21 protein-coding genes and 1 tRNA gene are annotated in these 23,511 nt (G+C 42.0%); 3 read left to right on the top strand and 19 right to left on the bottom strand.

Annotation, left to right across the window (positions count from 1 at the left end; genetic code table 11):
• The first annotated feature begins 184 nt into the window (after positions 1–184).
• Positions 185–1,321 carry an MFS transporter gene (locus tag EXT43_RS13695; protein ID WP_054563500.1) on the top strand — a complete coding sequence of 379 codons (1,137 nt, stop codon included), beginning with the start codon at positions 185–187 and terminating at the stop codon, positions 1,319–1,321.
• Here EXT43_RS13695 and EXT43_RS13690 read toward each other — a convergent pair.
• Both EXT43_RS13690 and EXT43_RS13685 read right to left on the bottom strand, forming a co-directional pair.
• Entirely contained in the window at positions 1,288–1,788 is a 501-nt protein-coding gene (locus EXT43_RS13690) for a prolyl-tRNA synthetase associated domain-containing protein (RefSeq protein ID WP_058583962.1), read from the bottom strand. The genes EXT43_RS13695 and EXT43_RS13690 overlap by 34 nt on opposite strands.
• Positions 1,789–2,175, bottom strand: a complete 387-nt coding sequence (locus EXT43_RS13685) for a hypothetical protein (protein WP_054563498.1) — start codon at positions 2,173–2,175, stop codon at positions 1,789–1,791. It lies immediately after the preceding gene.
• 165 nt (positions 2,176–2,340) lie between these two features.
• Here EXT43_RS13685 and EXT43_RS13680 point away from each other — a divergent pair.
• A tRNA-Ala gene (locus tag EXT43_RS13680) sits at positions 2,341–2,416 on the top strand.
• A 158-nt stretch (positions 2,417–2,574) separates the two neighbouring features.
• Here the strand turns inward: EXT43_RS13680 and EXT43_RS13675 are convergent.
• A complete protein-coding gene (locus tag EXT43_RS13675; protein WP_058583963.1) occupies positions 2,575–3,822 on the bottom strand; it encodes a glutamate-5-semialdehyde dehydrogenase in 1,248 nt (415 codons plus the stop codon).
• Positions 3,819–4,925 carry a glutamate 5-kinase gene (gene proB / locus EXT43_RS13670; protein WP_130167213.1) on the bottom strand — a complete coding sequence of 369 codons (1,107 nt, stop codon included), beginning with the start codon at positions 4,923–4,925 and terminating at the stop codon, positions 3,819–3,821. The genes EXT43_RS13675 and proB overlap by 4 nt, the downstream gene beginning before the upstream one ends.
• 909 nt (positions 4,926–5,834) lie before the next feature.
• Here proB and EXT43_RS13665 point away from each other — a divergent pair.
• Positions 5,835–7,694: a sodium:proton antiporter gene (locus EXT43_RS13665; protein ID WP_130167212.1), complete on the top strand. Its 1,860-nt coding sequence runs from the start codon at positions 5,835–5,837 to the stop codon at positions 7,692–7,694.
• A 50-nt stretch (positions 7,695–7,744) separates the two neighbouring features.
• Here EXT43_RS13665 and EXT43_RS13660 read toward each other — a convergent pair whose 3' ends face one another.
• From EXT43_RS13660 to cutA, 15 genes are all read right to left on the bottom strand, one after another.
• Positions 7,745–8,353 (bottom strand): tetratricopeptide repeat protein, encoded by a 609-nt coding sequence (locus EXT43_RS13660; RefSeq protein ID WP_054563494.1) that lies wholly within the window; start codon positions 8,351–8,353, stop codon positions 7,745–7,747.
• 116 nt (positions 8,354–8,469) lie between these two features.
• A complete protein-coding gene (locus EXT43_RS13655; RefSeq protein WP_054552439.1) occupies positions 8,470–9,783 on the bottom strand; it encodes an adenylosuccinate synthase in 1,314 nt (437 codons plus the stop codon).
• A 225-nt stretch (positions 9,784–10,008) separates the two neighbouring features.
• Positions 10,009–10,887 (bottom strand): protease modulator HflC, encoded by an 879-nt coding sequence (gene hflC / locus EXT43_RS13650; RefSeq protein WP_062566639.1) that lies wholly within the window; start codon positions 10,885–10,887, stop codon positions 10,009–10,011.
• A 5-nt stretch (positions 10,888–10,892) separates the two neighbouring features.
• On the bottom strand, positions 10,893–12,059 hold the full coding sequence (gene hflK / locus EXT43_RS13645) for an FtsH protease activity modulator HflK (RefSeq protein ID WP_054563492.1): 1,167 nt from the start codon (positions 12,057–12,059) through the stop codon (positions 10,893–10,895).
• Positions 12,060–12,150: 91 nt separating this feature from the next.
• Positions 12,151–13,440: a ribosome rescue GTPase HflX gene (gene hflX / locus EXT43_RS13640; RefSeq protein WP_054563491.1), complete on the bottom strand. Its 1,290-nt coding sequence runs from the start codon at positions 13,438–13,440 to the stop codon at positions 12,151–12,153.
• Positions 13,441–13,457: 17 nt separating this feature from the next.
• A complete protein-coding gene (gene hfq / locus EXT43_RS13635; RefSeq protein WP_054552435.1) occupies positions 13,458–13,721 on the bottom strand; it encodes an RNA chaperone Hfq in 264 nt (87 codons plus the stop codon).
• An 80-nt stretch (positions 13,722–13,801) separates the two neighbouring features.
• On the bottom strand, positions 13,802–14,719 hold the full coding sequence (miaA, locus tag EXT43_RS13630) for a tRNA (adenosine(37)-N6)-dimethylallyltransferase MiaA (RefSeq protein WP_082710980.1): 918 nt from the start codon (positions 14,717–14,719) through the stop codon (positions 13,802–13,804).
• 15 nt (positions 14,720–14,734) lie between these two features.
• Positions 14,735–16,579 carry a DNA mismatch repair endonuclease MutL gene (gene mutL / locus EXT43_RS13625; RefSeq protein ID WP_130167211.1) on the bottom strand — a complete coding sequence of 615 codons (1,845 nt, stop codon included), beginning with the start codon at positions 16,577–16,579 and terminating at the stop codon, positions 14,735–14,737.
• Between the two features lie 23 nt (positions 16,580–16,602).
• A complete protein-coding gene (locus tag EXT43_RS13620) occupies positions 16,603–17,910 on the bottom strand; it encodes an N-acetylmuramoyl-L-alanine amidase (RefSeq protein WP_240701505.1) in 1,308 nt (435 codons plus the stop codon).
• A gap of 66 nt (positions 17,911–17,976) precedes the next feature.
• Positions 17,977–18,450: a tRNA (adenosine(37)-N6)-threonylcarbamoyltransferase complex ATPase subunit type 1 TsaE gene (tsaE, locus tag EXT43_RS13615; RefSeq protein ID WP_055020890.1), complete on the bottom strand. Its 474-nt coding sequence runs from the start codon at positions 18,448–18,450 to the stop codon at positions 17,977–17,979.
• 142 nt (positions 18,451–18,592) lie between these two features.
• The gene (gene accC, locus EXT43_RS13610) at positions 18,593–19,933 is read right to left on the bottom strand and encodes an acetyl-CoA carboxylase biotin carboxylase subunit (protein WP_054552430.1); all 1,341 of its coding nucleotides are present in this window, start codon (positions 19,931–19,933) and stop codon (positions 18,593–18,595) included.
• Positions 19,934–19,956: 23 nt separating this feature from the next.
• Positions 19,957–20,421 (bottom strand): acetyl-CoA carboxylase biotin carboxyl carrier protein, encoded by a 465-nt coding sequence (accB, locus tag EXT43_RS13605; RefSeq protein WP_054552429.1) that lies wholly within the window; start codon positions 20,419–20,421, stop codon positions 19,957–19,959.
• A 30-nt stretch (positions 20,422–20,451) separates the two neighbouring features.
• Positions 20,452–20,904, bottom strand: a complete 453-nt coding sequence (aroQ, locus tag EXT43_RS13600) for a type II 3-dehydroquinate dehydratase (RefSeq protein WP_062566645.1) — start codon at positions 20,902–20,904, stop codon at positions 20,452–20,454.
• Between the two features lie 348 nt (positions 20,905–21,252).
• Positions 21,253–23,079 (bottom strand): protein-disulfide reductase DsbD, encoded by a 1,827-nt coding sequence (locus EXT43_RS13595; RefSeq protein WP_130167209.1) that lies wholly within the window; start codon positions 23,077–23,079, stop codon positions 21,253–21,255.
• Positions 23,079–23,399, bottom strand: coding sequence for a divalent-cation tolerance protein CutA (cutA, locus tag EXT43_RS13590; protein WP_054552426.1), 321 nt, complete (start codon positions 23,397–23,399; stop codon positions 23,079–23,081). The genes EXT43_RS13595 and cutA overlap by 1 nt, the downstream gene beginning before the upstream one ends.
• Positions 23,400–23,511 lie beyond the last annotated feature (112 nt).

The raw sequence follows: 23,511 nt of genomic DNA, 5'->3' as shown, positions 1-23,511 counted from the left end.
CTGCCAACAAATAACAGTACTGAGCCCACTTGATTCACAGCAATCGAGTATATTGATGTGAGATTAACACGCGATGAAATCATGACATATTGATTTAACGCAAGATTTATCATTTTAGTCGCCTTTGAACTTGTAAAAAAACCTGTACCCGATAAGCTAGGGCTTTTCCTCTTGGGAGCTAAAAATGCAGCTGCGACATTTGTTACTTTGCTCTGTGTTTATTTTCTTTGTTTTATACGCCCCACAACCCTTACTTGGATTATTTGCTAGTCATTTTTCTGTGTCACCTGCCACTGCTGGTAGCTTAATGACCGCTACTATGTTGCCACTAGCCATTGCTCCTTTAGTGTATGGCTTGTTTTTAGCTAAGCGAAACCCACTAACAATTCTAAAGATTGCCATGTTTGTGTTAGCAATCAGCTGTATCGCTTTTACTTTAGCACCAAGCTTTGAGCTGCTATTACTGGTTCGTTTTATACAAGGGATCACCCTACCTGCGGCTCTCACCGCTATGACCAGTTATATTGGTGTGACTTTTCAGGCTGACCAATTACAACGTAATATGACACTTTACATTGGCAGCACCATTGTTGGTGGCTACTTCGGACGTATGCTCGCCGCCTTGTTTACTGACTTTTTAAGCTGGCAAAGTTTTTATTATGTGATTGCGCTTGGGTTAGTACTGTTTGCACTCGCCATTCCTAAATCAAACAAAGGTGCGAGTATTCATGCTGCAAAGTCGCCGCTATTGTATCTAAAGCAATTAAAAGATCCGTTGGTATTAAAGCTCTACGGAGCGGTGTTTTGTATGTTCTTTTGTTTTGCGGCACTGTTAAATTATTTACCTTTCATTCTGCAAGACAGTTTTGCTATCACTAACACCCGAGACATCGGACTGGTTTACAGCGGTTATTTGCTTGGTGCACTAGCTTCTATAGCCACACCTTGGCTGTTACGAAAGTCATCAACACCTTGGCGTTTACTGACCTGGGTTTTTGTATTTTATAGCCTGACGATGGTGCTATTGATGAGCCAACAGTTATTACTTTTTGTTATTGCTTTTACTGGCTTTTGTGGCGCAATGTTTGTGATCCACTCAAGTGCCGCTCCACTGGTAAATAAAATCAGCAGTGCACCTGCAAGTGTCACCAATGGCGGTTATGTATCGTTTTATTATAGCGGTGGGGCATTAGGTTCGTTATTGCCTGGGCTTGTATATCAGCAACACGGCCAAGTTGCCTTTATGACCGTGCTACTTTTAGTCTGCTTAGTAGGTTTAAGCTTAGTTTATTTGGCAGGTAGAAATACGATACGCGGTTGATGCCCGGTACTTTCAAAAAACAGCTCTAAATCCTCTTTTTTCATCAGCCAAGTGGCGGTATTTTCAAAAGGGTGACAATGAAAAAGCTCGTTAAACCAAATTTCTTGGTCTAGCCAAAGAGTGACATTATTTTGCTTATCGTTTAACAGTGCCAACATAGAAACACAGCCCGGTGGCACTTTAAGATAACGCGCTAATCGCTCATCAGATGCAAACCCTAAACGCGATAACCCCTGCTGCTGAGCAATGGCTTTTAAGTCGAGTTGTTTGTCGTGAGCGGTGATCACTAAAAAGTGGCGCTTACCTTCGTTATCTCGTAAAAACAGGTTTTTTAAACGTGTGCCCGGTCTATCGAGCATAAACTTATCGGCATCTAAGCTGCCGTGTAATGGTGGATGCTCAATCACATCATAATTAATATCTAATTGAGCTAGCGTAGCAGCTAACTTGCTTTTATCTGCATACATTTACAAACAACGTCCTCGTAATTGCACACTTAAATCACGCCATAATACTTCGTCAATAACGTGTTTATCGTCGCAGTATTGTCGCTCTTTAAGCTCTTCATTTAATAATTCAACCGCTTGGTCTTCGAGCATAAGTTTTAAGTTGCTCGACTCTTCAAATACTTCTTGCTCGGCAAAATCTTTAAACTGCCTGCGTGTCATTGGCTTATCAAGATTAATCGGGCGTCTGCCCTGTGCTTTAACTGACACCACATAGGCAAAGATTTTATTGCCTTGCTCATCATTTTTTTCGTAAAACTGCTTATTATTGATTTCAAAAGGAGGCGCTTCTTGTTGGCTTGCGCAACCGGCAAGTAAAACAACCAAAAGCCATGCTATTTTTTTCATTATTGGATAAGCCTTGAACAGTGAATGCGCTTTAGTCTACCAAAAATAAAACAACAGAGTAAAAAATCGAACATTTTAAAAAAAATACTTGACCACAAATGCAAAAATATTTAAAGTTCACCCCGCTTGGGACGCAAGACTTAAGCATCCTGTATTTAGGAATGTGGGGCTATAGCTCAGCTGGGAGAGCGCCTGCCTTGCACGCAGGAGGTCAGCAGTTCGATCCTGCTTAGCTCCACCACTTTCCTACCTCTCTTTAGGCAATCTGCCAAATACTTAATAAAAACCAATAAATTCTAAATTAAAGCGACTTTATTAGTCTTTCTGCCGTCTTGGTTTTATTTTAAACACAAAAAAACCGAGCAAAGCCCGGCTTTTTAAGCAATTACTTTTTAGTGATTATTCACGAATTTGGCCTTCGCCATTCACTAAGTATTTTTCAGTTGTAAGTGACTCTAGACCCATTGGACCATAAGCATGTAGCTTAGTTGTCGCAATACCAATCTCAGCACCTAAACCTAACTGTGAACCATCAGAAAAACGCGATGACGCATTAACCATTACCACAGATGCATCCACACTGCGTTGGAATAACTCAGCTGCAGCTTGGTCTTTAGTACAAATCACTTCAGTGTGGTTTGAACCAAATTTAGCAATATGATCAATGGCACCAGCAAAGTCAGGCACAACCTTAATTGCGATTTCTAAATCTAAGTACTCTTCACCAAACTCGTCGTCAGCAAGTACTGTTGCATTATCAAAGTACTCGGCAGCTTTCGCATCTGCATTTACTTTTACGCCTTCTTGACGAAGAACAACTGCACACAGGTTTAAAAACTCATCAGCGATATCTTGGTGAACCACTAAGCCTTCTAGGGCATTACACACACCAGTTCGCTGAGTTTTACCATTTAATAGTAAATTGATTGCAACGTTTAAATCAGCGTCTTTATCTACATAAAGGTGGCATACACCTTTAAAGTGCTGAATCACTGGAATAGTGCTGTTTTCTGTTACAAAATTAATTAAACCTTCACCACCACGCGGAATGATTAAATCAATTGTTTCACGCTGTTGCATCAGCTCCATGAGTAGACCACGGTCTGGATCTGGGATCACTGAAATCAACGCAGCAGGTAAACCATGCTTTTCAAGTACTTTATGCATTACACTTGCGATTGCTTGCGAGCTACGTAGTGCTTCTTTACCACCACGTAAAATAACACCATTACCCGATTTAAAGCATAACGCACCGGCATCAGCCGTCACATTTGGACGTGCTTCATAAATCATACACACAACACCAAGTGGTACGCGCATCTTGCTGATCTTAATACCATTTGGACGCTCTGAAATTTCACGTAATTGACCTACAGGATCATCAAGGCTAACAATTACTTCGATACCTTCGGCCATTGCTTCAATACGCTCATCGTTAAGCGTTAAACGGTCAATCATCGATGCTGCAAGGTTGTTATCACGTGCTGCCGCTAAATCGCTTTCGTTCTCTTTGATGATAAAGGCTTTGCTTTCGCGTAGCGCCTCTGCCATCTCAGTTAACACTTGATTCTTAGTAGCAGTATCAAGTAAAGCTAACTGGGTTGCAGCTTTTGCAGCTTGACTCGAAATATCCGTAATTAAACTCATGACTTCTCCAATAATGCGATATCTTTCTCTGAAACAACTGGGCCGATTGAATCTTGCATTTTTTCGCTAAATTCACTTTGCTCGTTGTCAGCAATAAAATTCAATAAACAGCTACTATAATTCGCTGTTGCTTTTGCCAGGCGCGTACCATCATCACTACGAACTAAAATGGTATCGCCTACGCCAAATTCTCCGTGTACTGCAACGATTTCATCGCTACGAATACAACCGTCTTCATCTTTTAATGATTCATCAAATGAACCTTCAACGACAACCTCACCTTGCTCATTTGCTGTGTGAGTCATCCAATGCACTGCTTCTTGCATTGGTTTTTCATATGGTGTGAAGATAGTACCTGGGTTGTCACCCGCAAGCAGTCGGTTAAATGTCTCTTCTTTAAAACCATTTAAAATAAAGGTTGTAATACCATGTGAAGTGGCTTTTTCAGCCGCTTCAATTTTCGTTTTCATACCACCTGTACCAACGGCACTGGTTGCACAACCGGCCATGGCGTAAATTGATTCATCGATGCTATCAATTTCAGGTAATAGAACTGCATCTTCATGCAAATTCGGGTTTTTGTCATATAGACCATCAACATCCGAAAAAATCATCAATGCATCGGCATCCGCAGCTGCGGCTACCATTGCCGACAAGTTATCATTGTCGCCAACTTTTAAATCGTCGGTTGTTACCGTGTCATTCTCATTGATGATAGGTAACACACCATGCTCAAGTAAGGTGAAAACAGTTTCACGAATACTTGTGTAACGCTCACGGTCACGTAGGTCACCATGAGTTAATAAAATCTGTGCTGATGGGAAATCAAAGAAACGATCCCACATCGCCATCATTTCTGTCTGACCGGCAGCAGCCATTGCTTTTTTCATCGTCACTGAACGCTTTTCTTTTTCAGGGAATAAATGCGAACCAGCAGCTACCGAACCCGATGATACTAAAATAACTTCGATACCTTGCGCTCGACAGCGAACGATGAACTGTGCAATGGTCAGTAAATAACGTGAGCGACACCCGTCTTGTTCGGGTGCGATTAATGCGCTACCTACTTTTAGTACTATACGTCGCCAATTTAACTTTTGCATAACTGTTCAACTTTCCATTTTACTATCTGTTCAGTGCCAATTTGCCACTGATTAAAAGACTCGCGCTTAGCTTTACTAAACGCACTGACTATTATCACTTTGCCAAACCACTTATCTATGCACACGACTACGCCACGCAAGTACTGCGATTAGATATAGCACAACTTTTATTCAGTCAGTAGACCAAACGGTTATAAACCATAAGTTGATAAAAAAAGATAAGTGTTGTTTATGTATCGCTGTAAAAAGCTGTGTGCGGCTTTTATTAATAACAACATACATAGAGCCTATACAATCTGGTACACCAACAGATAGGGTGTAGATTGTATGACCGAGATTTAGCTGCCACGATGGGAGCTAAACATTGACCAGATAATGAACTTATATTCTATTCAACACGTAATAAATATGTACTGAACAACTTAGAGCTCATTTCTATTTAATTAGAAAACAAAGTGTATAAAACACTAATAATGTCGCAAACAAGTATCTTTTCAGAAAGCTAAGCTATAAAGAGTGTCTCTAAAGCTAATAACTATTTAGATATCAAATTGTTTGAACACGAACTATAATACGGGAAATCAGGGGCAAAGATCAAGTGCAAAAAGTAGTCATAACTTTTATACTTACCATAAACATAGAAAATATACATTTATTAACAGTACCTTAGGCGCGCAATTTTATTGTGTAATAATTTTTAACGAGCCTAGCAGGGTTTAATTTCATAAACACACCCAAAAAGTATTAATAACGACTAAAATCGTATTTGAAGCAACGAGTTTGCTTGTATCCATGACGGTGAGTAGGCTTTAATAGGCAAGCATTATTTTAATAATGTCAGCAACTAATGACGCGATTATCTAAGGCGTTGGCATTTTAAATTGTAGTAACTAAAGGATAATTCATTCTATGTCAGCAATTTTTATAGCAGGGATCGCCTTGTGCTCAGTATTAGCACAATGGGTAGCTTGGGCGTTTCGTGTACCGGCTATTTTATTTTTACTACTAACAGGTTTAATTCTCGGGCCTTTTAGTGGCGTACTAGAACCAGATGCATTGTTGGGAGATTTATTATTCCCAGTGGTTTCTTTAAGTGTGGCAGTGATTTTATTCGAAGGTTCACTCACTCTGCACTTTCGAGAACTTAAAGGGATTGGCAAGGTAGTTCGTAACCTTTGTTCAATCGGAATGATCACAACTTGTTTGGTGATAAGTTTAAGTGCCTATTGGATTCTAGAACTTAATTGGCGTGTAGCCGCTGTACTTGGTGCGGTACTTGTTGTAACAGGCCCTACGGTTATTGCACCGTTATTAAACTCTATGAGACCAAACCAAGACATAGACCGCATTTTACGCTGGGAAGGCATAGTAATAGACCCTATTGGTGCCTTGTTTGCTGTATTGGTTTTTGAAGCTGTCATGCTGGTAGGTCAAGGCGAAGTACTAAGTCATACCATTATCGCGTTATTTAAAACTCTCGGTGTAGGTTTAACCATTGGTGTGGTTGCAGGCTGGCTTACAACGCTGCTTATTCGTAGAGAATGGCTGCCGTTTGAGTTACACAAGTTTGGTATTCTTGCCTTAGTACTCATCAGTTTTACGGTTTCAAACCATCTAAGCCATGAATCTGGTCTACTCGCTGTTACCGTGTTTGGTATTTGGCTTGCCAACCAAGACGAACTTGAAATTGACTCTGTACTTGAGTTTAAAGAAGACCTTTCGATGATCTTGATTTCATCGTTATTCATCTTACTTGCAGCCCGCCTACAGCTATCAGATTTAATGATGTTACATAGCGATGTGTTTATTTTCTTAGCCATCGTGCTTTTTGTGGCTCGCCCAGCGTGTATTGCAATATCGACTTTTAAAACCGACTTGCCTATCAAGTCTCGTTTAGTGCTGGCTTGGATTGCTCCGCGAGGTATTGTTGCAGCTGCGGTAGGCTCTGTATTCGCGTTAAGTATGGTGGAAGCTGGCATTGCCGATGCTGAAAAAATGGTACCACTCATATTCACAGTGATCATTGTCACTGTAGTACTACAAAGCTTAACGGCAACACCATTGGCAAAGCTGTTAAAAGTGCGCCAACCTGCACCAAATACAATTTTGATTATTGGTGCCAACCATGTAGCAAGAGCCATCGCACGCGGCTTAAAAGATCAAAACATTCCGGTGCACTTGTCTGATCCTGCATGGGAGAACTGCAAAATGGCACGCATGGACGGCTTACCTTGTTACTATGGTAATCCGCAGTCAGAGCATGCTGAGCGCTATTTACCGTTAACGACGATTCGTAGCGTACTCGCGCTTTCGCCTAACCGCCACCACAACGCATTAGGCGTTCAGTACTTCTCGCATTTCCTCGACGAGAAAGATGTGTTTTCACTGCGTTCTTCAACAAACCACGCTAAAGCAAATAAAGACAGTGCGACCTTCTTATCGCGACAAATTTTGTTTGGCGACAATGGCGCCTATGCGCGCTTAAGTAGCTTAATTGCCAAAGGCGGCAAGGTAAGTGCAACACGTATTTCTGAAGAGTTTAGTTGGGAGCAATACAAAGACGTTAATAGCGAAGCTATCCCGCTGTTTATTTTAAATGGTGAGAAAAGTGATGATGACGATTCACCTATTAAAATTCGCCCGTTCACTACAAATATGGAAAAAACACCGCAAGTAGGTGAGCGTATTGTGGCACTACAGCCACCTAAATTATCGGTACTAAAAGACCCGAACAACGGCAAACCAAAAGAAACTAAAGAAGAGAAATAAAAAAAGGCCAGCATTAGCTGGCCTTTTTATTTGCATGTATTTTTATTTGCTTACATAGGTAAACGGGCGCGTGCAACGACGCTGTCTGGCATTTTTTCGGCAAGCTTAGCGAGTAAATTTTCGACTTTCTTGTGAGTTGCTTTATCGGCAACCATTGAATGAAATAACCAACGGTAGGCATCTTCATAATCGCGCGGGCTGCCATAACCTTGATTAAATAGGTTAACCAGTCGCATTTGTGCCTTTAAGTTGCCTTGGGCTGATGCTTCTCGTAAATAGGTTACCGCCATCGCTTTATCTTGCTGCACTAACTGGCCTACATCGTAGTAGCGACCAAGTTGCTCTAATGCCGCGCCTAGCCCTTGTTGAGCAGCCTGACGCATGTAATAGACCCCTAACTCTACATTACGGTCTACACACACAGCATAAGCTAGCATATCGCCATACAGGAACTGATATGATGGCAGTGCCATTTTATTGGCTCGTGCCTCGATATCTTGCACTAACTGGCAATCATCAGCCTTTACACGTGCTAGGTGTGCATTTTTATTGATCAAGCCAATTAACTCGCTCTCTGTGTACAGAGGCACAGCTGTTATAGGCTCTTCAGCCATGCTTAGGCTTGAGAAGAGTAATGTTAAAGGCAATAAAACACGCATCAAAATCACTTAAATAAAGTCAGTCTTAGCAAATAATATACAATTATCATTCCAGAGTGAATTTTGGGCACAAAAAAAGCTGCCGAGGCAGCTTCTTTTTTCAGTCACTATGACGATTATGCAAACGGGCTGCGTAATACCATAGTTTCTACACGGTCTGGGCCAGTAGAGATGATATCAACTGGAACACCAGTGATTTCTTCAATACGTTTGATGTAATCAAGTGCCGCTTGTGGTAATTGATCAACTGACGTAGCACCTACTGTGTTTTCTGACCAGCCTGGCATCTCTTCATATACTGGTGTTACTTTCTCATAACCTTCAGCTGCTAATGGTGTAACGTTCGTTACTGTGCCATCTTCTAACTGGTAACCTGTACAGATTTTTAGTGTTTCTAAACCGTCTAAAACGTCTAGTTTAGTTAAACAGAAACCTGAGATGCTGTTGATTTGCACTGCGCGGCGCATTGCCACTGCATCTAACCAACCTGTACGGCGTAAACGACCTGTCGTTGCACCGAACTCATGACCTTTGTCACCTAAGTGCTTACCAACTGGATCTTGCTTATCAAGACCGTCGTAAAGCTCTGTAGGGAATGGACCAGAACCTACACGTGTAGTGTAAGCTTTAATAATACCTAGCACGTAATCAAGGTGTAATGGACCAAAACCAGCACCTGTTGCTACACCACCAGCTGTAGTGTTTGATGATGTTACGTACGGGTAAGTACCGTGGTCGATATCAAGTAATGTACCTTGCGCACCTTCAAATAAGATGTTGTCGCCCGCTAAACGCGTTTGATCAAGAAGCTCAGTAACATCAACAACCATTGCTTTTAAGATATCTGCGATAGCCATTGCATCGTCAAATGTCTTTTGGAAGTCAACTGGTTCAGCTTTGTAGTAATGCTCTAATGTGAAGTTATGGTATTCCAATACTTCTTTAAGCTTGCTAGCAAACTGTTCAGGGTTGAATAAGTCACCTACACGTAAACCACGACGTGCTACTTTATCTTCATAAGCTGGACCGATACCACGACCTGTAGTACCAATTGGCTTATCGCCACGTGCTTTTTCACGGGCTAAATCTAATGCAATGTGGAAAGGTAAAATTAATGGACATGCTTCGCTGATTAATAAGCGCTCACGTACTGGTACGCCACGCTCTTCTAGCATGCCGATTTCTTTCATTAATGCTTCTGGTGATAAAACAACACCGTTACCGATCACACACTTAACATTGTCACGTAATACACCCGATGGAATAAGGTGTAAAACCGTCTTTTCACCGTTGATTACCAGAGTATGGCCTGCGTTATGACCACCTTGATAACGAACTACTAAAGATGCTTTGTCTGTAAGGAGGTCAACTACCTTACCCTTACCTTCGTCACCCCATTGGGTGCCTAGTACAACAACGTTTTTACCCATTGCAAATTCACTTAGAAAAAATTAGGACGAGATTTTATCAGAAAACGAGGTGAAAGATCACCCCGTTTAGCTTATTTTTTCTGCGCATGAATTTTTACCTTCTTAATTACTTAAACAACTACATGCAGAACAGGGGTTTATAAAATAGTTCAGGATAAAAATTAATCACGCGCAAAAACAAAAAAGCCCTACATAAAGCAGGGCTTTTCATCACACAAATATTAATTACTGTGCTTTTGTACCTTTCATATAATTAAAGAAGTCGCTATCAGGTGAAATCACCATCACGTCTTGCTTATTTTTAAAGGTGTTTTTGTAAGCTTCTAGGCTACGCACAAAACCGAAGAACTCAGCGTCTTTGTTATAAGCGTTAGCATAGATAGCGGCTGCATCGGCATCACCTTGACCACGTACTGTTCGTGCATTACGCTCAGCGTCTGCAAGCATTACTGTTACACGACGGTCGACTTCTGCACGAATTGTTTCAGCTTTTTCTTGACCTTCAGAACGGTGCTCTTTTGCAACCGCAGTACGCTCAGCACGCATACGTTGGAAGATTGAACTACTCACTTCTTGTGGTAAGTTAATTTGCTTAACGCGTACATCAAGTACTTCAATACCTAGCTCTTGTGCACTTTCAGACGCTTGAACTAATGCTTCTTCCATCAGCTCACTACGCTCACCAGAAACGATCTCTCTGATAGTACGAGAACCGAAATTAGTACGCAGACCGTTGTTCACCTTTTGCTTGAGTAGTGTTTCAGCGTATTGCTTATCACCACGGGCACGCAGGTAGAATGCACTAAAGTCATTAATGCGCCACTTAACATAAGAATCAACGATTAAGTCTTTTTTCTCACTTGTTACGAAACGGTCAGGTGCACCATCTAGCGTTTGAATACGTGCATCTAAACGACGTACTTGGCTAAAGAAAGGCACTTTTAGGTGTAAACCTGGGCCGTATACTACAGCCTTGTCGTCACTGTCTTTTTCAACTTTGCTGAATAACAGTACGATTGCCTTCTCGCCTTCTTGCACAACAAAAATCGCTGAGAAAGACAGCACAACTGCAAGGGCAAGTATTACTAAACTAAAATTTTTCATCTTGCTTATCTCCCCTCATTAAAACGGTCAGTTGCGAAACGGTCATTGCTTGAATTTACCGTACTGTTACGCGACGTGTTTATTTTATTGCGAAGGTCTTTGATATCACTTGAGCTTGGTAATGCAACACGCGTTGCTGTACCTTGCTTTTCCATGATTTTATCAAGCGGTAAATACATCATGTTATTACCACCTTCAACATCAACTAACACTTTAGAGCTGTTACCTAGCACTTCTTCCATCGCATCGATGTAAAGACGCTTACGAGTTACCTCTTTAGCAGCTTGGTACTCAGGTAATAGCTTTTCAAAACGCGCTACCTCACCTTGTGCTTCTAATGTAATACGTTCACGGTACGCTTCTGCTTCTTGCGTCATACGAGTAACTTGACCACGGGCACGAGGTTCAATTTCACGAGCATAGGCTTCTGCTTCACGGATGAAACGCTCTTCATCTTCTTGTGCAGCAATAGCGTCATCAAACGCGTCTTTTACTTCACCCGGCGGACGTGAATCTTTAAAGTTCACATCGCTTACAATAATACCTAGATTGTATGGCTCGATGATTTTGTTAAGTTCATCCCACGTTTGTTGACGCACTAACTCACGACCTGTTGTTAGTACTTGGTCCATTTTTACGTGGCCAATTACATAACGTAATGCACTATCAAGTGCTTGTTGTAAGCTGTGGTCAGCATCAGTAACACTGAACTTGTAAAGATGTGGGTCGATAACACGGTACTGTACTTCAAACTCTACATTTACCACGTTTTCGTCTTCGGTAAGCATAAAACCTTTAGCAGATAACGAGCGTACCGCTTCGATATCAACAGGGATCACGCGTTCAATGAAGGTCATTTTCCAACGTAAGCCAGGTTCTGCAATGCGATCGTATTGCCCAAATTGTAAAACAATACCGCGCTCAGCTTCTTTTACCGTGTAAATACCACTTAATGCCCATACAATGATGGCAATAATAAGGATGAAAGAAATGCCTGCGCCACCAAGTCCACCGCCGTTTTTACCTGGCTTATTACCACCAAATAAACCGCCAAACTTGTTGCCGAACTTACGCATTACCTCGTCTAAATCAGGTGGGCCTTGATCTTTTCCGCCTTTATTATTCCACGGATCTTTATCATTGCCATTATTACCCGGTTCATTCCAGGCCATAGCTATACTCCATTGTTATCTAAATGAATTAGGTTAAATCTATCAAATCTACAGCATTTCTCATACTAAAAAAGACAAATGCTGGTGATTTTTAATCAGTCACTACGAAAGAGTCTAGGTCTTGTCCCATCTCTTTTTTCAAGCGATTCCATTCTGCCATTGGCAAGCGTACCGATAATAACCAGTTTCCTTGCTCATCAAAACACTCTTGATGAACTGCATTTAAGTTGAATAATGCTGCGCGAATACGGCCATGTTGTGGTGGTAATTTTAGCTCATCAGCAAACATCTTTTTGGCAAGTAACTCATTAATTGCCTCACTTAGCAGTTCACAACCAACGCCAGTACGCGCCGACAACCAGACTCGTACTGGCTGACCTTCGTCGTTTCTATCTATACGTGGCGCAACGTCATCTAGCGCATCAATTTTGTTATAAACCAATAATTGCGGCACTTCATCTGCTTCTATTTCTTTTAAAACAGACTGTACTTGCTCAATATTTTCTTTTCGACGAGGGTCTGCCACATCGATAACATGTAGCTGTAAATCAGCTTCACGGGTTTCTGTTAAGGTTGCTTTAAATGCTGCAACAAGGTCGTGTGGTAAGTGACGAATAAAACCTACCGTATCAGCTAAAATAATTGGACCTATATCGCCGATATCCAACTTACGTAAGGTTGGATCTAGGGTTGCGAATAACTGGTCAGCAGCATACACATCTGAGTCTGTAATACGGTTAAATAACGTTGATTTACCCGCATTGGTGTAACCTACCAGTGACACCGTTGGGATTTCATTTCGCGTACGCGCACGTCGTCCCTGCTCACGTTGAACAGCCACTTTATCTAAACGGGCACGAATGTTTTTAATTCTTGCGCGCAGTAATCGTCTATCGGTTTCGAGCTGGGTTTCACCCGGACCACGTAAACCTATCCCACCTTTTTGTCTTTCAAGGTGGGTCCAACCACGGATCAAGCGAGTAGAAATGTGGCGTAACTGAGCTAACTCAACCTGAAGCTTACCTTCGTGAGTACGCGCTCGCTGCGCAAAAATATCTAAGATCAAACTCGTACGATCAAGAACGCGGCACTGGCAAACGCTTTCTAAATTACGTTCCTGTGACGGGCTAAGTTGATGGTTGAAAATGATGACATCTGCATTGTGGATTTTGACAGTTTCAGCGATTTCTTCTGCTTTTCCGGTCCCGACGAAAAGTTTCGGATGTGGTGCTTGACGACTGCCTTGCACAATCGCCAAACTACTAACACCAGCAGAAGATACCAACAACTCTAATTCGTGAAGATCTTCGCGATCCCCCTCTTTAGGTAAGTCGATATGAACTAAAACTGCCTGTTCGCCGGCTTCATAACGGTCAAACAAGCATTACGCTCCTAAGTTTAAAAATTTCCAGATTCTTGCTCTTCTGAATCATCACTTCCTTGAACGCCTTGGAAGTTAACAGAACGCGCTGGAACAACAGTTGAAATAGCGTGTTTATACACCATTTGATTTACGGTGTTTTCAAGTAAAATAACAAATTGGTCAAATGACTGGATTTTACCCTGCAATTTAATGCCATTAACCAAAAAGATTGATACTGGAATGCGCTCACGACGTAACGCATTTAAAAATGGGTCTTGTAACGACTGGCCTTTTGCCATGTTATTTTCCTTCGTTCTAGGTGTTATTATAATTAAGTAGCTGAACTAATTTAACAAAGCTAAAAAACTTCCAGCTACTACTAGCTTAGCGAACTTACTACACGTTGCAAGTTTTCTTCATCACCCGTGGTCAACCAAGTTACTTCAGGCCAACCTCTTAACCAAGTGAGTTGTCGCTTGGCTAACTGCCGTGTGGCTGCAATACCACGAAAGACCATTTCATCATAGTCAATTTCGCCAGCAATGTAATCCCACATTTGTCTATAACCCACACAACGAATCGAAGGCAGGTCTGGGTGTAAATCCTTACGTTTATATAGGGATGAAACTTCATTTTCAAACCCCTGATCGAGCATTATTTTAAACCTTTTCTCAATTCGCTGATGTAATTCACTGCGATCATCAGGTGCAATGGCAAATTGATGGAAAGTATAAGGAAGCTCAGGCTGCTTTTGTTTTTGCAGCTCAGTCATTGTTTTACCTGTAATACGATACACTTCTAATGCACGATTAATTCTTTGCGAATCATTTTCGCTCATTTTTTTTGCTGCATCAGGATCGATTTTCACAAGTTCTTTGTGCAAATGTGGCCAGCCAAACTGCTTTGCTTCCTTTTCGAGTTCAGCACGTACTTCAGGTGATGCCTCTGGTAACGGTGATAAGCCATCAATAAGCGACTTAAAATACATCATTGTACCGCCAACCAATACAGGTACTTTACCTTGCTGATGAAATAGATCAATCTTTTCAATTGCATCACGGCGAAAATCTGCCACTGAATAACTATCTGCTGGGTCGATAATATCAATTAAGTGATGTGGCGCACGAGCAAGCTCTTCGGCATTTGGCTTTGCGGTGCCGATGTCCATATCTTTATAGACTAATGCTGAATCAACACTGATTATTTCTGTGTTTAAATGCTCACACAAAGAAATTGCTAAATCTGTTTTCCCTGCAGCGGTTGGTCCCATTAAAAAAATGACGGGTAAGTTATTCAAGCCTAAATACCTTGCTTAGTTTAAAAACTGAGATAGTTCTATTTTAACTGCTTTTTGACGTAAACGTTGCATAGTTTGTGGATTATTTTCTAACCGAGCCACTTGCTCCAAAAAGGCTTGGCTTGCGTAATAGCGTGCTGGGATTTGCTGAGCTAACCAAGCTAACCATTCATCGAGTGAACTTGGTGAGGCTTTACAGCCAGCAATAAGTCGCTCAATAGCATCACTTACATCAAGTAAATAGACACAAGGCGGAAGCTTTTTCACCATCACAAACTGTTTTTCAATGACTAAATCAAAACCAAGTAATGTAAACCACGACTGCTGAGCATTTAAAGCACGAATATCATCAGCACTTGCATTTACTCGCACAGGTAACAACAAGGCTTTGCCATCAAGGCTACCTGCTTGCTCTACGTGCGCTTGCCAGTCGAGTGCTAATGCATGCTTAAAGTGCGCAGCAAAGAGTTGGTTGTCTTCACTAAATACGCACTCGCCTTCTCGTACATGAATAAGCTTGGCAAGTTTTGCTTGCTCTACAACCGGTGCTGTACCACTTGGTTCAGGGCGTACTTGGTCAAAATGCGCAGCATGTTGCTCGCTGATCCCTTGATAAAATGCATTGACATCTTGGTGCGATGTTTTACTGCGACCTTGACTGTCGCTACTAAACCCACCGCCAGAGCGCCCTGCTCCTGTTGCCCCTGAATAACTCGCTGAACGTGTCGGCTGTAATTCAGATTTAGGGTAATCATACTGCTCTGTTGGCGCTGATTGAGTAAAACTTGGCTGTGTGCTGCTTGAGTGCGCCTCATCAAACGGAGCATGCTGAAAAGCAGTGTCATTATGCTCTGTAAAACCAGCTTCGTGCTGAAGCGGCACCACCACTTGTTTTATTGCCTGTAGAATAAAGTCATGCACTAAACGGCCTTGATGAAAACGCACTTCATGTTTTGCTGGGTGCACGTTTACATCGACCTGACGTGGGTCAATATCAATATAAATGACAAAACCTGGTAGCTCTTCAGAGCCTGCGACTTCTTCAAAGGCTTGGCGAATTGCATGCAGAATGAGTTTATCGCGCATCATGCGATTATTCACATAGGTATATTGCGTGCTATTAGTTGAGCCCACGGGTAATACCCAACCTCGCAGCATCAAACCGGCCTCACCTGATTGAATATGTAGCCCCTGTTCACTAAACGCTTTACCAGCAACTTGAGCGACACGCGCTATTGCTTGCTCAGGGTTTGGTTTAGCACGATATTGGCGCACTACTTTACCGTTATGGGTCAGGGTGATAGAAACATCAAAACGACTCAGCGCAATGCGTTTTATGAGCTCATCAATATGTGAAAACTCGGTTTTCTCGGTGCGAAGAAATTTACGGCGCGCAGGGGTATTAAAGAATAAGTCTTTCACCTCAATGGTAGTGCCATCAGGGTGTGCGGTTGGCTTAATCTGCACCGCCATATCGCGACCTTCAGCAAACGCTTGCCATGCAGCCTCTTGCTGCTTTGGCTTTGAGCTTAAGGTTAAGCGAGAAACAGAACTAATTGATGCTAACGCTTCACCACGAAAGCCAAGTGAACAGATGTTCTCTAGGTCATCGAGTGACTTAAGCTTACTCGTAGCATGGCGCGACAAGGCTAATGTTAGCTCATCTTTATTAATGCCAGAGCCATTATCGCGAATGCGAATAAGCTTATGACCGCCACGCTCAATATCTATTTGAATGCGCGTTGCGCCAGCATCTAAACTGTTTTCTACCAGCTCTTTAACAACGGATGCTGGGCGTTCAACCACTTCACCCGCAGCAATTTGGTTAGCCAATCGCGCGGGTAGTATTTCTATACTCATAGTGTTCCTAACACGAAAATTGACTAGCTTTGAGGAATATCAAGCTCTTGACCAATAAATAAGGTATTTGATTTTAAGTTGTTGGCCGTTTTTAGCTTACTCACCGAGGTGTTATATCTGCTTGCTAAAATACTTAACGACTCACCAGGGCGAACTTTGTGTTTAGTCGGAAACTGCGACTTTAACTTAGCGAAAAGCGAGTCATCTGGCGGGTTTTGCATATAGTAATTTTTAATCGAGGTGAAAATTGCTTTAGCTAAGCGCTCCTGATGCTGCGCCGTTTTTAGCATTCGCTCTTCGCGTGGATTCGAAATAAACCCTGTTTCAACCAAAATAGACGGAATATCTGGTGACTTTAATACTGCAAGGCTCGCCGCTTGCGGGCGTTTCTTATGCATTTTAGCCACTTTTCGTAATTCGCTGACCACTTCTTCCGCGACACTAAAGCCTGTTTTCATCGAGTGATCCATCGACATATCTAGCAGTGCTTGCGCTAAATATTTTTCGCTTGCGGTATCTTTTAATACCCCAGCTGCACCACCTAAAAGCTCTGAGTGTTTTTCTTTATCCTCAATCCATTTACCAATTTCTGAATTTGCACGGCGTAGTGATAGCACCCACACTGAGGCACCGTTTGGCTGCGGGCTGGTAAATGCATCCGCATGAATCGACACAAAGAAGTCAGCTTTTTTCTTACGGGCGATGCTAGTTCGAGTGTTTAGATTTACAAAGTAGTCACTGCGGCGCACCATACGCGAAATCATGCCTTTTTCAGCATCAATCATTCGCTCTAAGCGCTTCGCTATTTGAAGCGTAATGTCTTTTTCATAAGTGCCCGATGGACCAATTGAACCAGGATCTTCACCACCATGACCTGCGTCAATGGCAATAACAATATCGCGCTCTTGATGAAGCTCACGCTTTTTCACACTGGTGTTAGTCGAAACAACAGGCTCTGCCTTCGGTGTTTTATCAACAAGGTCAACCACTAAACGATGCTTGTATGGATCGGTAGGCAGTAAAGCAAATACCACTGGTTTGCTGGCACGGGCTAGCTCAAAAACAAAGCGCACACTTTTGCTGTCTTTAGGTTTTGAGTAACGCAGTTTTGAAACAATCTGATGCTTTTTAGGAATAGCAGGCAAGCTATCTAGTTTGTCGGTATTTTTTAAATCAATCACTAAACGAGCTGGATTTTTCAGCATGAAATAGCTGAAATCAGGTTTATCGTTTAAATCAAAGACCACACGAGTGCTGTCAGGTGAAGGCCACACACGTACGCTATTAATAGTATTTTGTGCAAGCGCAACCTGGCTCACAACCAATAACATCAAAGTAGTTAATAGTTTAAACGTACAACGACCCATTTTTACTAATACACCTTTATTTTTATATGTTTATTCTTGCGCGCTCTTAAGTTGCTGAACAATTGCCTGACCACGCTCGGTTAAGCTGTTAATTGCAATAGCACGCGCCTCGCCTTCATAGCGTAGGGTGATATCAAGATCCGGTGTTGGAATAAATTCGCCGCCTTTTTCAGGCCATTCCACAACACAAATAGCCTGTGGTGAAAAATAGTCACGAATTCCCATATATTCAAGTTCCTCAGGGTCACCTAAGCGATATAAATCAAAGTGATAGACATCAGCTTTAGCTAATTGGTAAGGCTCAACCAGTGTATAAGTTGGACTCTTAACCTTACCTTGATGACCGAAACCTTGCACGATACCACGGGTTAATGTCGTTTTACCGGCACCTAAATCACCATGTAAATAGATGACTGCTCCTTGCTCCATTAAGGTTGCAAGTTGCTTACCCATATTAACCGTTGCTGCTTCATCAGCGAGTGGAAAACCAACACTGTCGGTCATTATTACCTCATGAAAAACTAAAAACACATTACTTTGTTAATCATACCAGAATAATTTTGTAAGGCGAGAGCCGCTCTTATGCCTAATTTGACAAAAAAAAGCCGGCAAAGTTGCCGGCTTTTTAGCTTAAACAGAATTTTGTTTACAGACCTAGTTTCTTCTCAAGGTAGTGGATGTTTGTACCACCGTTTTGGAAGTTCTCATCTGCCAAGATTTTCTTGTGCAGTGGTGTGTTGGTCTTGATGCCATCAATTACTAATTCGTTTAACGCATTGCGTGAACGAGCAATAGCTACATCACGGTTTTCACCGTAACAGATCAGCTTACCAATCATTGAATCGTAATGAGGTGGTACTGTGTAATCTGCGTAGATGTGGCTGTCCCAACGAATACCTAAACCGCCAGCAGGGTGGAATCGCGTGATTTTACCTGGTGATGGAATAAAGGTGTCTGGGTCTTCCGCATTAATACGGCACTCAATCGCATGACCACGAATAACCACATCTTCTTGTGTGAATGATAATGGTTGACCCGCTGCAATTTTTAGCTGTTCTTTGATTAAGTCAACGCCAGTAACCATTTCTGTTACAGGGTGCTCAACCTGAATACGGGTATTCATTTCGATGAAATAGAACTCGCCGTTTTCGTATAAGAATTCGAACGTACCTGCACCGCGATAACCGATTTCGATACATGCACGAGTACAACGGTCACCGATGAACTTACGCATTTCAGCTGTGATACCTGGCGCTGGCGCTTCTTCAACAACTTTTTGGTGACGACGTTGCATTGAACAATCACGCTCACCTAAGTGAACTGCATTGCCTTGGCCATCAGCAAGTACTTGAACTTCGATGTGACGAGGGTTTTCAAGGAATTTTTCCATGTAAACCATGCCATTACCAAAGAACTGCTTTGCTTCTTGCTGAGTAAGAGCGATTGAATCAATCAGTTCTTTTTCGCTGCGAACAACACGCATACCACGACCACCGCCGCCGCCTGCTGCTTTAATGATTACAGGGTAACCAATACGCTTAGCGATTTGAATGTTGCGCTCACTGTCTGCCGTTAATGGGCCATCAGAACCTGGTACACAAGGTACACCGGCTTTACGCATCGCTTCGATTGCAGAAACTTTGTCACCCATTAAACGAATTGTGTCGCCTTTAGGACCGATAAATACAAAGCCGCTTTGCTCAACTTGATCAGCAAAGTCTGCATTTTCAGAAAGGAAACCATAACCTGGGTGGATAGCAACTGCGTCTGTTACTTCTGCCGCTGCAATAATGCGCGGAATATCTAAGTAACTTTCAGTGGCTGCTGGTTTACCAATACAAATTGTTTCGTCTGCCAGTAACACGTGCTTAAGATCACGGTCTGCCGTTGAATGCACAGCAACAGTTTTGATCCCAAGCTCTTTGCAGGCGCGCAGTACGCGAAGTGCAATTTCACCTCGGTTTGCAATGACTACTTTATCTAACATAGAGTTGGCCTTTTGTTGCGCTATTATTCAATGATGAATAAAGGTTGATCGAATTCTACTGGCTCGCCATTTTCAACTAAGATAGCTTTTACTGTGCCTGCTTTATCAGATTCGATTTGGTTCATCATCTTCATTGCTTCAACGATACATAACGTATCGCCAACATTTACTTTAGAACCTACTTCTACGTATGGTGCTGCTTCTGGAGAAGCCGCTGAGTAGAATGAGCCAACCATAGGAGATTTAACTTGATGGCCAGTCGGTGCAGCTGGAGCAGCCGCTTCTGCTGCTGGAGCCTCTGCTACTGGAGCTGGTGCCGCTGCTGGCGCAGGTGCTGCAAACTGTTGTGGTGCATACTGCATTGCAGGTGCTGCAGACATATTGTTACGATTGATGCGTACTGACTCTTCACCTTCAGTGATTTCTAATTCAGCAATACCAGATTCTTCTACTAATTCGATAAGTTTTTTGATCTTGCGAATATCCATTGAACGACCCGCCTGTTAGTTATTTAAAAATTAATGTGTGTTTTGCAACCGGCTAACAGCAGCTTCAAGTGCCACCTTATAACCCATTGCTCCTAATCCAATAATGACGCCTTGTGCCACATCCGAAAAATACGAATGATGACGGAATGCTTCTCGAGCATGCACATTAGTTAAATGCACCTCGTAAAAGGGAATGTTTACACTAAGTAATGCATCCCGTAAGGCTACGCTTGTATGCGTAAATGCAGCAGGGTTGATAATAATTGCATCAACCGTTTGCCATGCATCGTGAATGCGTTCTATTAATGCAGCTTCACTGTTACTTTGGAAATGCGTTAAATCAACATTGAGACCGGCAGCAACCTGACTAAGTTCAGCTATAATCTCATCAAGAGATTGAGTACCGTACTTTTCTGGTTCACGCTTGCCAAGCATGTTTAAATTTGGCCCATTTAGAACTAAAAGTTTGAATTTTGCAGCCATAATACGCGATATATCCTATAAGTAAGCAGTTTAACCATATTCATCATAAACCCACGCTTAACCTAAGCGTACTGATGTAAAATAGCAACTATTTCTCACGTTAACCACCTATTATAGATATTTCGACGTAAATAGCAGCAAAATACTGGTCTAATCACTCCCTATTCGTGGCAAAGTCAAGCATAGCAAGGCACACAACAGTGTCATTCTAAGCGTTTTCCTGCTGATTAATTGAGCTTCAATCAGTGAATTTGCCATTTTTCACTTAAAATAAGTATTTTTTACGATGCAGATACAAAAACGCCACTCAGATGAGTGGCGTTTTGCTATTTTCTTGCACGTTTGCGTTTATTTAGCGCTATTTCGAACTTTTGCTAAATGTTCTGCAAAGTCTTTGGCATTTAAAAAGCCTGTTACCCGTTGCTCTAAAAGCTCATTACCTTGGCTGTCAAAGAACAAAATGCTCGGTAAACCGAATACCGTGTATTCTTCCATTAGCTCTATGGTTTTTGCATCGCTTTCAGTTAAATCGATTTGAATTAACTCAAAGTGAGCAAATTGCTCTTGCACTTTAGCGTCAGGAAACGTGTAATGCTCAAACTCTTTACACGCAACACACCAATCGGCATATAAGTCGACCATTACTAAGCGCCCTTCGCTACTTGCCTGTGCAATTTCTTCTTTTAATTCACTTAGATTAGCAACTTGTCTAAAACCATGAGTTTGTACAGCAGCTTCAGCAACCACCGCTTTACTAGGCCAAAAATAATTTTTCGTTAAACTCGCCCCAGTCACAACCAATAAGGTTGCAGCAAACCACAATGCTGTTTTTAGCTTGCCTTGTGATTGACCACTTTGCCAATGGTGTAAATAAAGCGCTGTAGCAAGAGCTAATAAACCCGCCATTAACCAAATGATTTCAATATCAACAATACGCTCAAGCAGAATAAGTGGTACAACTAGCATAATGAAACCAAATAGGGTTTTCACTTGCTCCATCCAACCACCGGCTTTTGGTAGTAATTTACCGCCAGAAGTCCCCAGTAATAATAACGGTAAGCCCATGCCTAAACTGAGCACATAAAGTGTTAAACCACCGACAAGATAGTCACCACTTTGCGCCACATAAAGTAAAGCAGCTGACAATGGTGCTGTTGTACACGGTGAGGCAATCAAACCAGACAATACACCCATCATAAATACGCCAACATAGTTGCCGCCTTTTTGCTGGTTACTAACCTGAGTGAGCTTATTCATCATGCCGCTAGGTAATTTGATTTCGTACCAGCCAAACATCGACATTGCCAATAATACAAATAAGATACTAAAGCTAATTAGTACAGTAGGATGCTGTAAATACCCTTGTACTTGCCCACCTAATGATGCAACCACTAAGCCCAGTGCTGCGTAAGTAACGGCCATACCTTGTACATATACAAACGACAGCGAGAACGCTTTTTTAGTCGATAAATTCTGCTGACCCGCTATAAGGCTCGACAAAATCGGAAACATTGGGAATACGCATGGCGTAAAGGCAAGACCAACACCAACTAAAAAGAAGATTACTAGGTTAGTTAGTAAACCTTGCGATGCCAGCTTATCGGTATATGACTGCTCACCAGCTGGTTTTGAAAGTTCTTGAGAAGGGGCTGATGACGCTTCATTAGTATCGGCTGCTTGTGTTAATGCAGCCAATGCATTCCCCGCATCTGCAGCCTGTGATACTTGCTCACCTGCAATCAAAGATAAAGGAATGGTTCTAACTTCTGGCGGATAACATAACCCCGCCTCAGCACAGCCTTGAAAACGCACTTTAACAACCGCACCTTCTGTGACGTTACTAAGCTTAGAAACCACACTTAACGAATCAAAGAATACCTCGGTCTTACCAAAAAATTCATCCTCAATAATCACGCCCTTGCCAAGATCAGGAATTTCAATATCTGCGCCTTTGGCAATAATTTCGACTTTCTTCTTATAAAGGTAATAATCAGGCGCAATATCCCAGCCAATAAATAAGGTTTTGCCTTGCTGGTCAAAATCGAAAACAAAAGCCTGATCAACTGGGAGAAATGTTTGCTCCGCAGGTTGTAGTAGATTTCCAAGTAAATTGTTATTACTTGCGCTTGCTGGCATTAGCCACAATGCACAAAGTAATAAAAGGAACGATCGCATTAATTAAGTACCTCATCCATCCAATTAAAATAGGCTAAATTGCCTGTAGCCACATCAACGACCTGAATTTCAGGCACCTCATAACTATGCAATTTCTTGATAGTTTGGATCACCTCATTCATTTTTTCTGACTTAGTTTTGATCAGTAACTTACTCTCAATAGCTTGAGTCACCTCGCCTTCCCACATGTAAATAGATTCAATAGTAGGCAAAATGTTCACACAAGCAGCTAGCTTTTCTTTAACTAGATGTTGTGCCAACTGACGGGCTTCAGCCTCATTTGCACAAGTAGTAAAAATAAGTCGAAAATGCGTAGTCATAAGGAACCTTTATTTGATTACGTGAGTCGCACCATAGTATCCGATAGTAACTATAATGTGTAGCGAGCAAGGTGATCCTAGGTTCCGTCTTGAAAAATGACCTGCTCACCCC

This window comes from Pseudoalteromonas sp. CO109Y (assembly GCF_004208935.1).
In the GTDB taxonomy this organism is placed as follows: domain Bacteria; phylum Pseudomonadota; class Gammaproteobacteria; order Enterobacterales; family Alteromonadaceae; genus Pseudoalteromonas; species Pseudoalteromonas shioyasakiensis.
Note: the sequence above shows the minus strand (reverse complement) of the source record. Positions and strands in the feature narration are given on the sequence as shown.

Coding starts and splice junctions, on each gene's coding strand:
- EXT43_RS13695 (WP_054563500.1), top strand. CDS start 185: ATGCAGCTGCGACATTTGTTACTTTGCTCTGTGTTTATTTTCTTTGTT.
- EXT43_RS13690 (WP_058583962.1), bottom strand. CDS start 1,788: ATGTATGCAGATAAAAGCAAGTTAGCTGCTACGCTAGCTCAATTAGAT.
- EXT43_RS13685 (WP_054563498.1), bottom strand. CDS start 2,175: ATGAAAAAAATAGCATGGCTTTTGGTTGTTTTACTTGCCGGTTGCGCA.
- EXT43_RS13675 (WP_058583963.1), bottom strand. CDS start 3,822: ATGAGTTTAATTACGGATATTTCGAGTCAAGCTGCAAAAGCTGCAACC.
- proB (WP_130167213.1), bottom strand. CDS start 4,925: ATGCAAAAGTTAAATTGGCGACGTATAGTACTAAAAGTAGGTAGCGCA.
- EXT43_RS13665 (WP_130167212.1), top strand. CDS start 5,835: ATGTCAGCAATTTTTATAGCAGGGATCGCCTTGTGCTCAGTATTAGCA.
- EXT43_RS13660 (WP_054563494.1), bottom strand. CDS start 8,353: ATGCGTGTTTTATTGCCTTTAACATTACTCTTCTCAAGCCTAAGCATG.
- EXT43_RS13655 (WP_054552439.1), bottom strand. CDS start 9,783: ATGGGTAAAAACGTTGTTGTACTAGGCACCCAATGGGGTGACGAAGGT.
- hflC (WP_062566639.1), bottom strand. CDS start 10,887: ATGAAAAATTTTAGTTTAGTAATACTTGCCCTTGCAGTTGTGCTGTCT.
- hflK (WP_054563492.1), bottom strand. CDS start 12,059: ATGGCCTGGAATGAACCGGGTAATAATGGCAATGATAAAGATCCGTGG.
- hfq (WP_054552435.1), bottom strand. CDS start 13,721: ATGGCAAAAGGCCAGTCGTTACAAGACCCATTTTTAAATGCGTTACGT.
- mutL (WP_130167211.1), bottom strand. CDS start 16,579: ATGAGTATAGAAATACTACCCGCGCGATTGGCTAACCAAATTGCTGCG.
- EXT43_RS13620 (WP_240701505.1), bottom strand. CDS start 17,910: ATGTTATTGGTTGTGAGCCAGGTTGCGCTTGCACAAAATACTATTAAT.
- tsaE (WP_055020890.1), bottom strand. CDS start 18,450: ATGACCGACAGTGTTGGTTTTCCACTCGCTGATGAAGCAGCAACGGTT.
- accC (WP_054552430.1), bottom strand. CDS start 19,933: ATGTTAGATAAAGTAGTCATTGCAAACCGAGGTGAAATTGCACTTCGC.
- accB (WP_054552429.1), bottom strand. CDS start 20,421: ATGGATATTCGCAAGATCAAAAAACTTATCGAATTAGTAGAAGAATCT.
- aroQ (WP_062566645.1), bottom strand. CDS start 20,904: ATGGCTGCAAAATTCAAACTTTTAGTTCTAAATGGGCCAAATTTAAAC.
- EXT43_RS13595 (WP_130167209.1), bottom strand. CDS start 23,079: ATGCGATCGTTCCTTTTATTACTTTGTGCATTGTGGCTAATGCCAGCA.
- cutA (WP_054552426.1), bottom strand. CDS start 23,399: ATGACTACGCATTTTCGACTTATTTTTACTACTTGTGCAAATGAGGCT.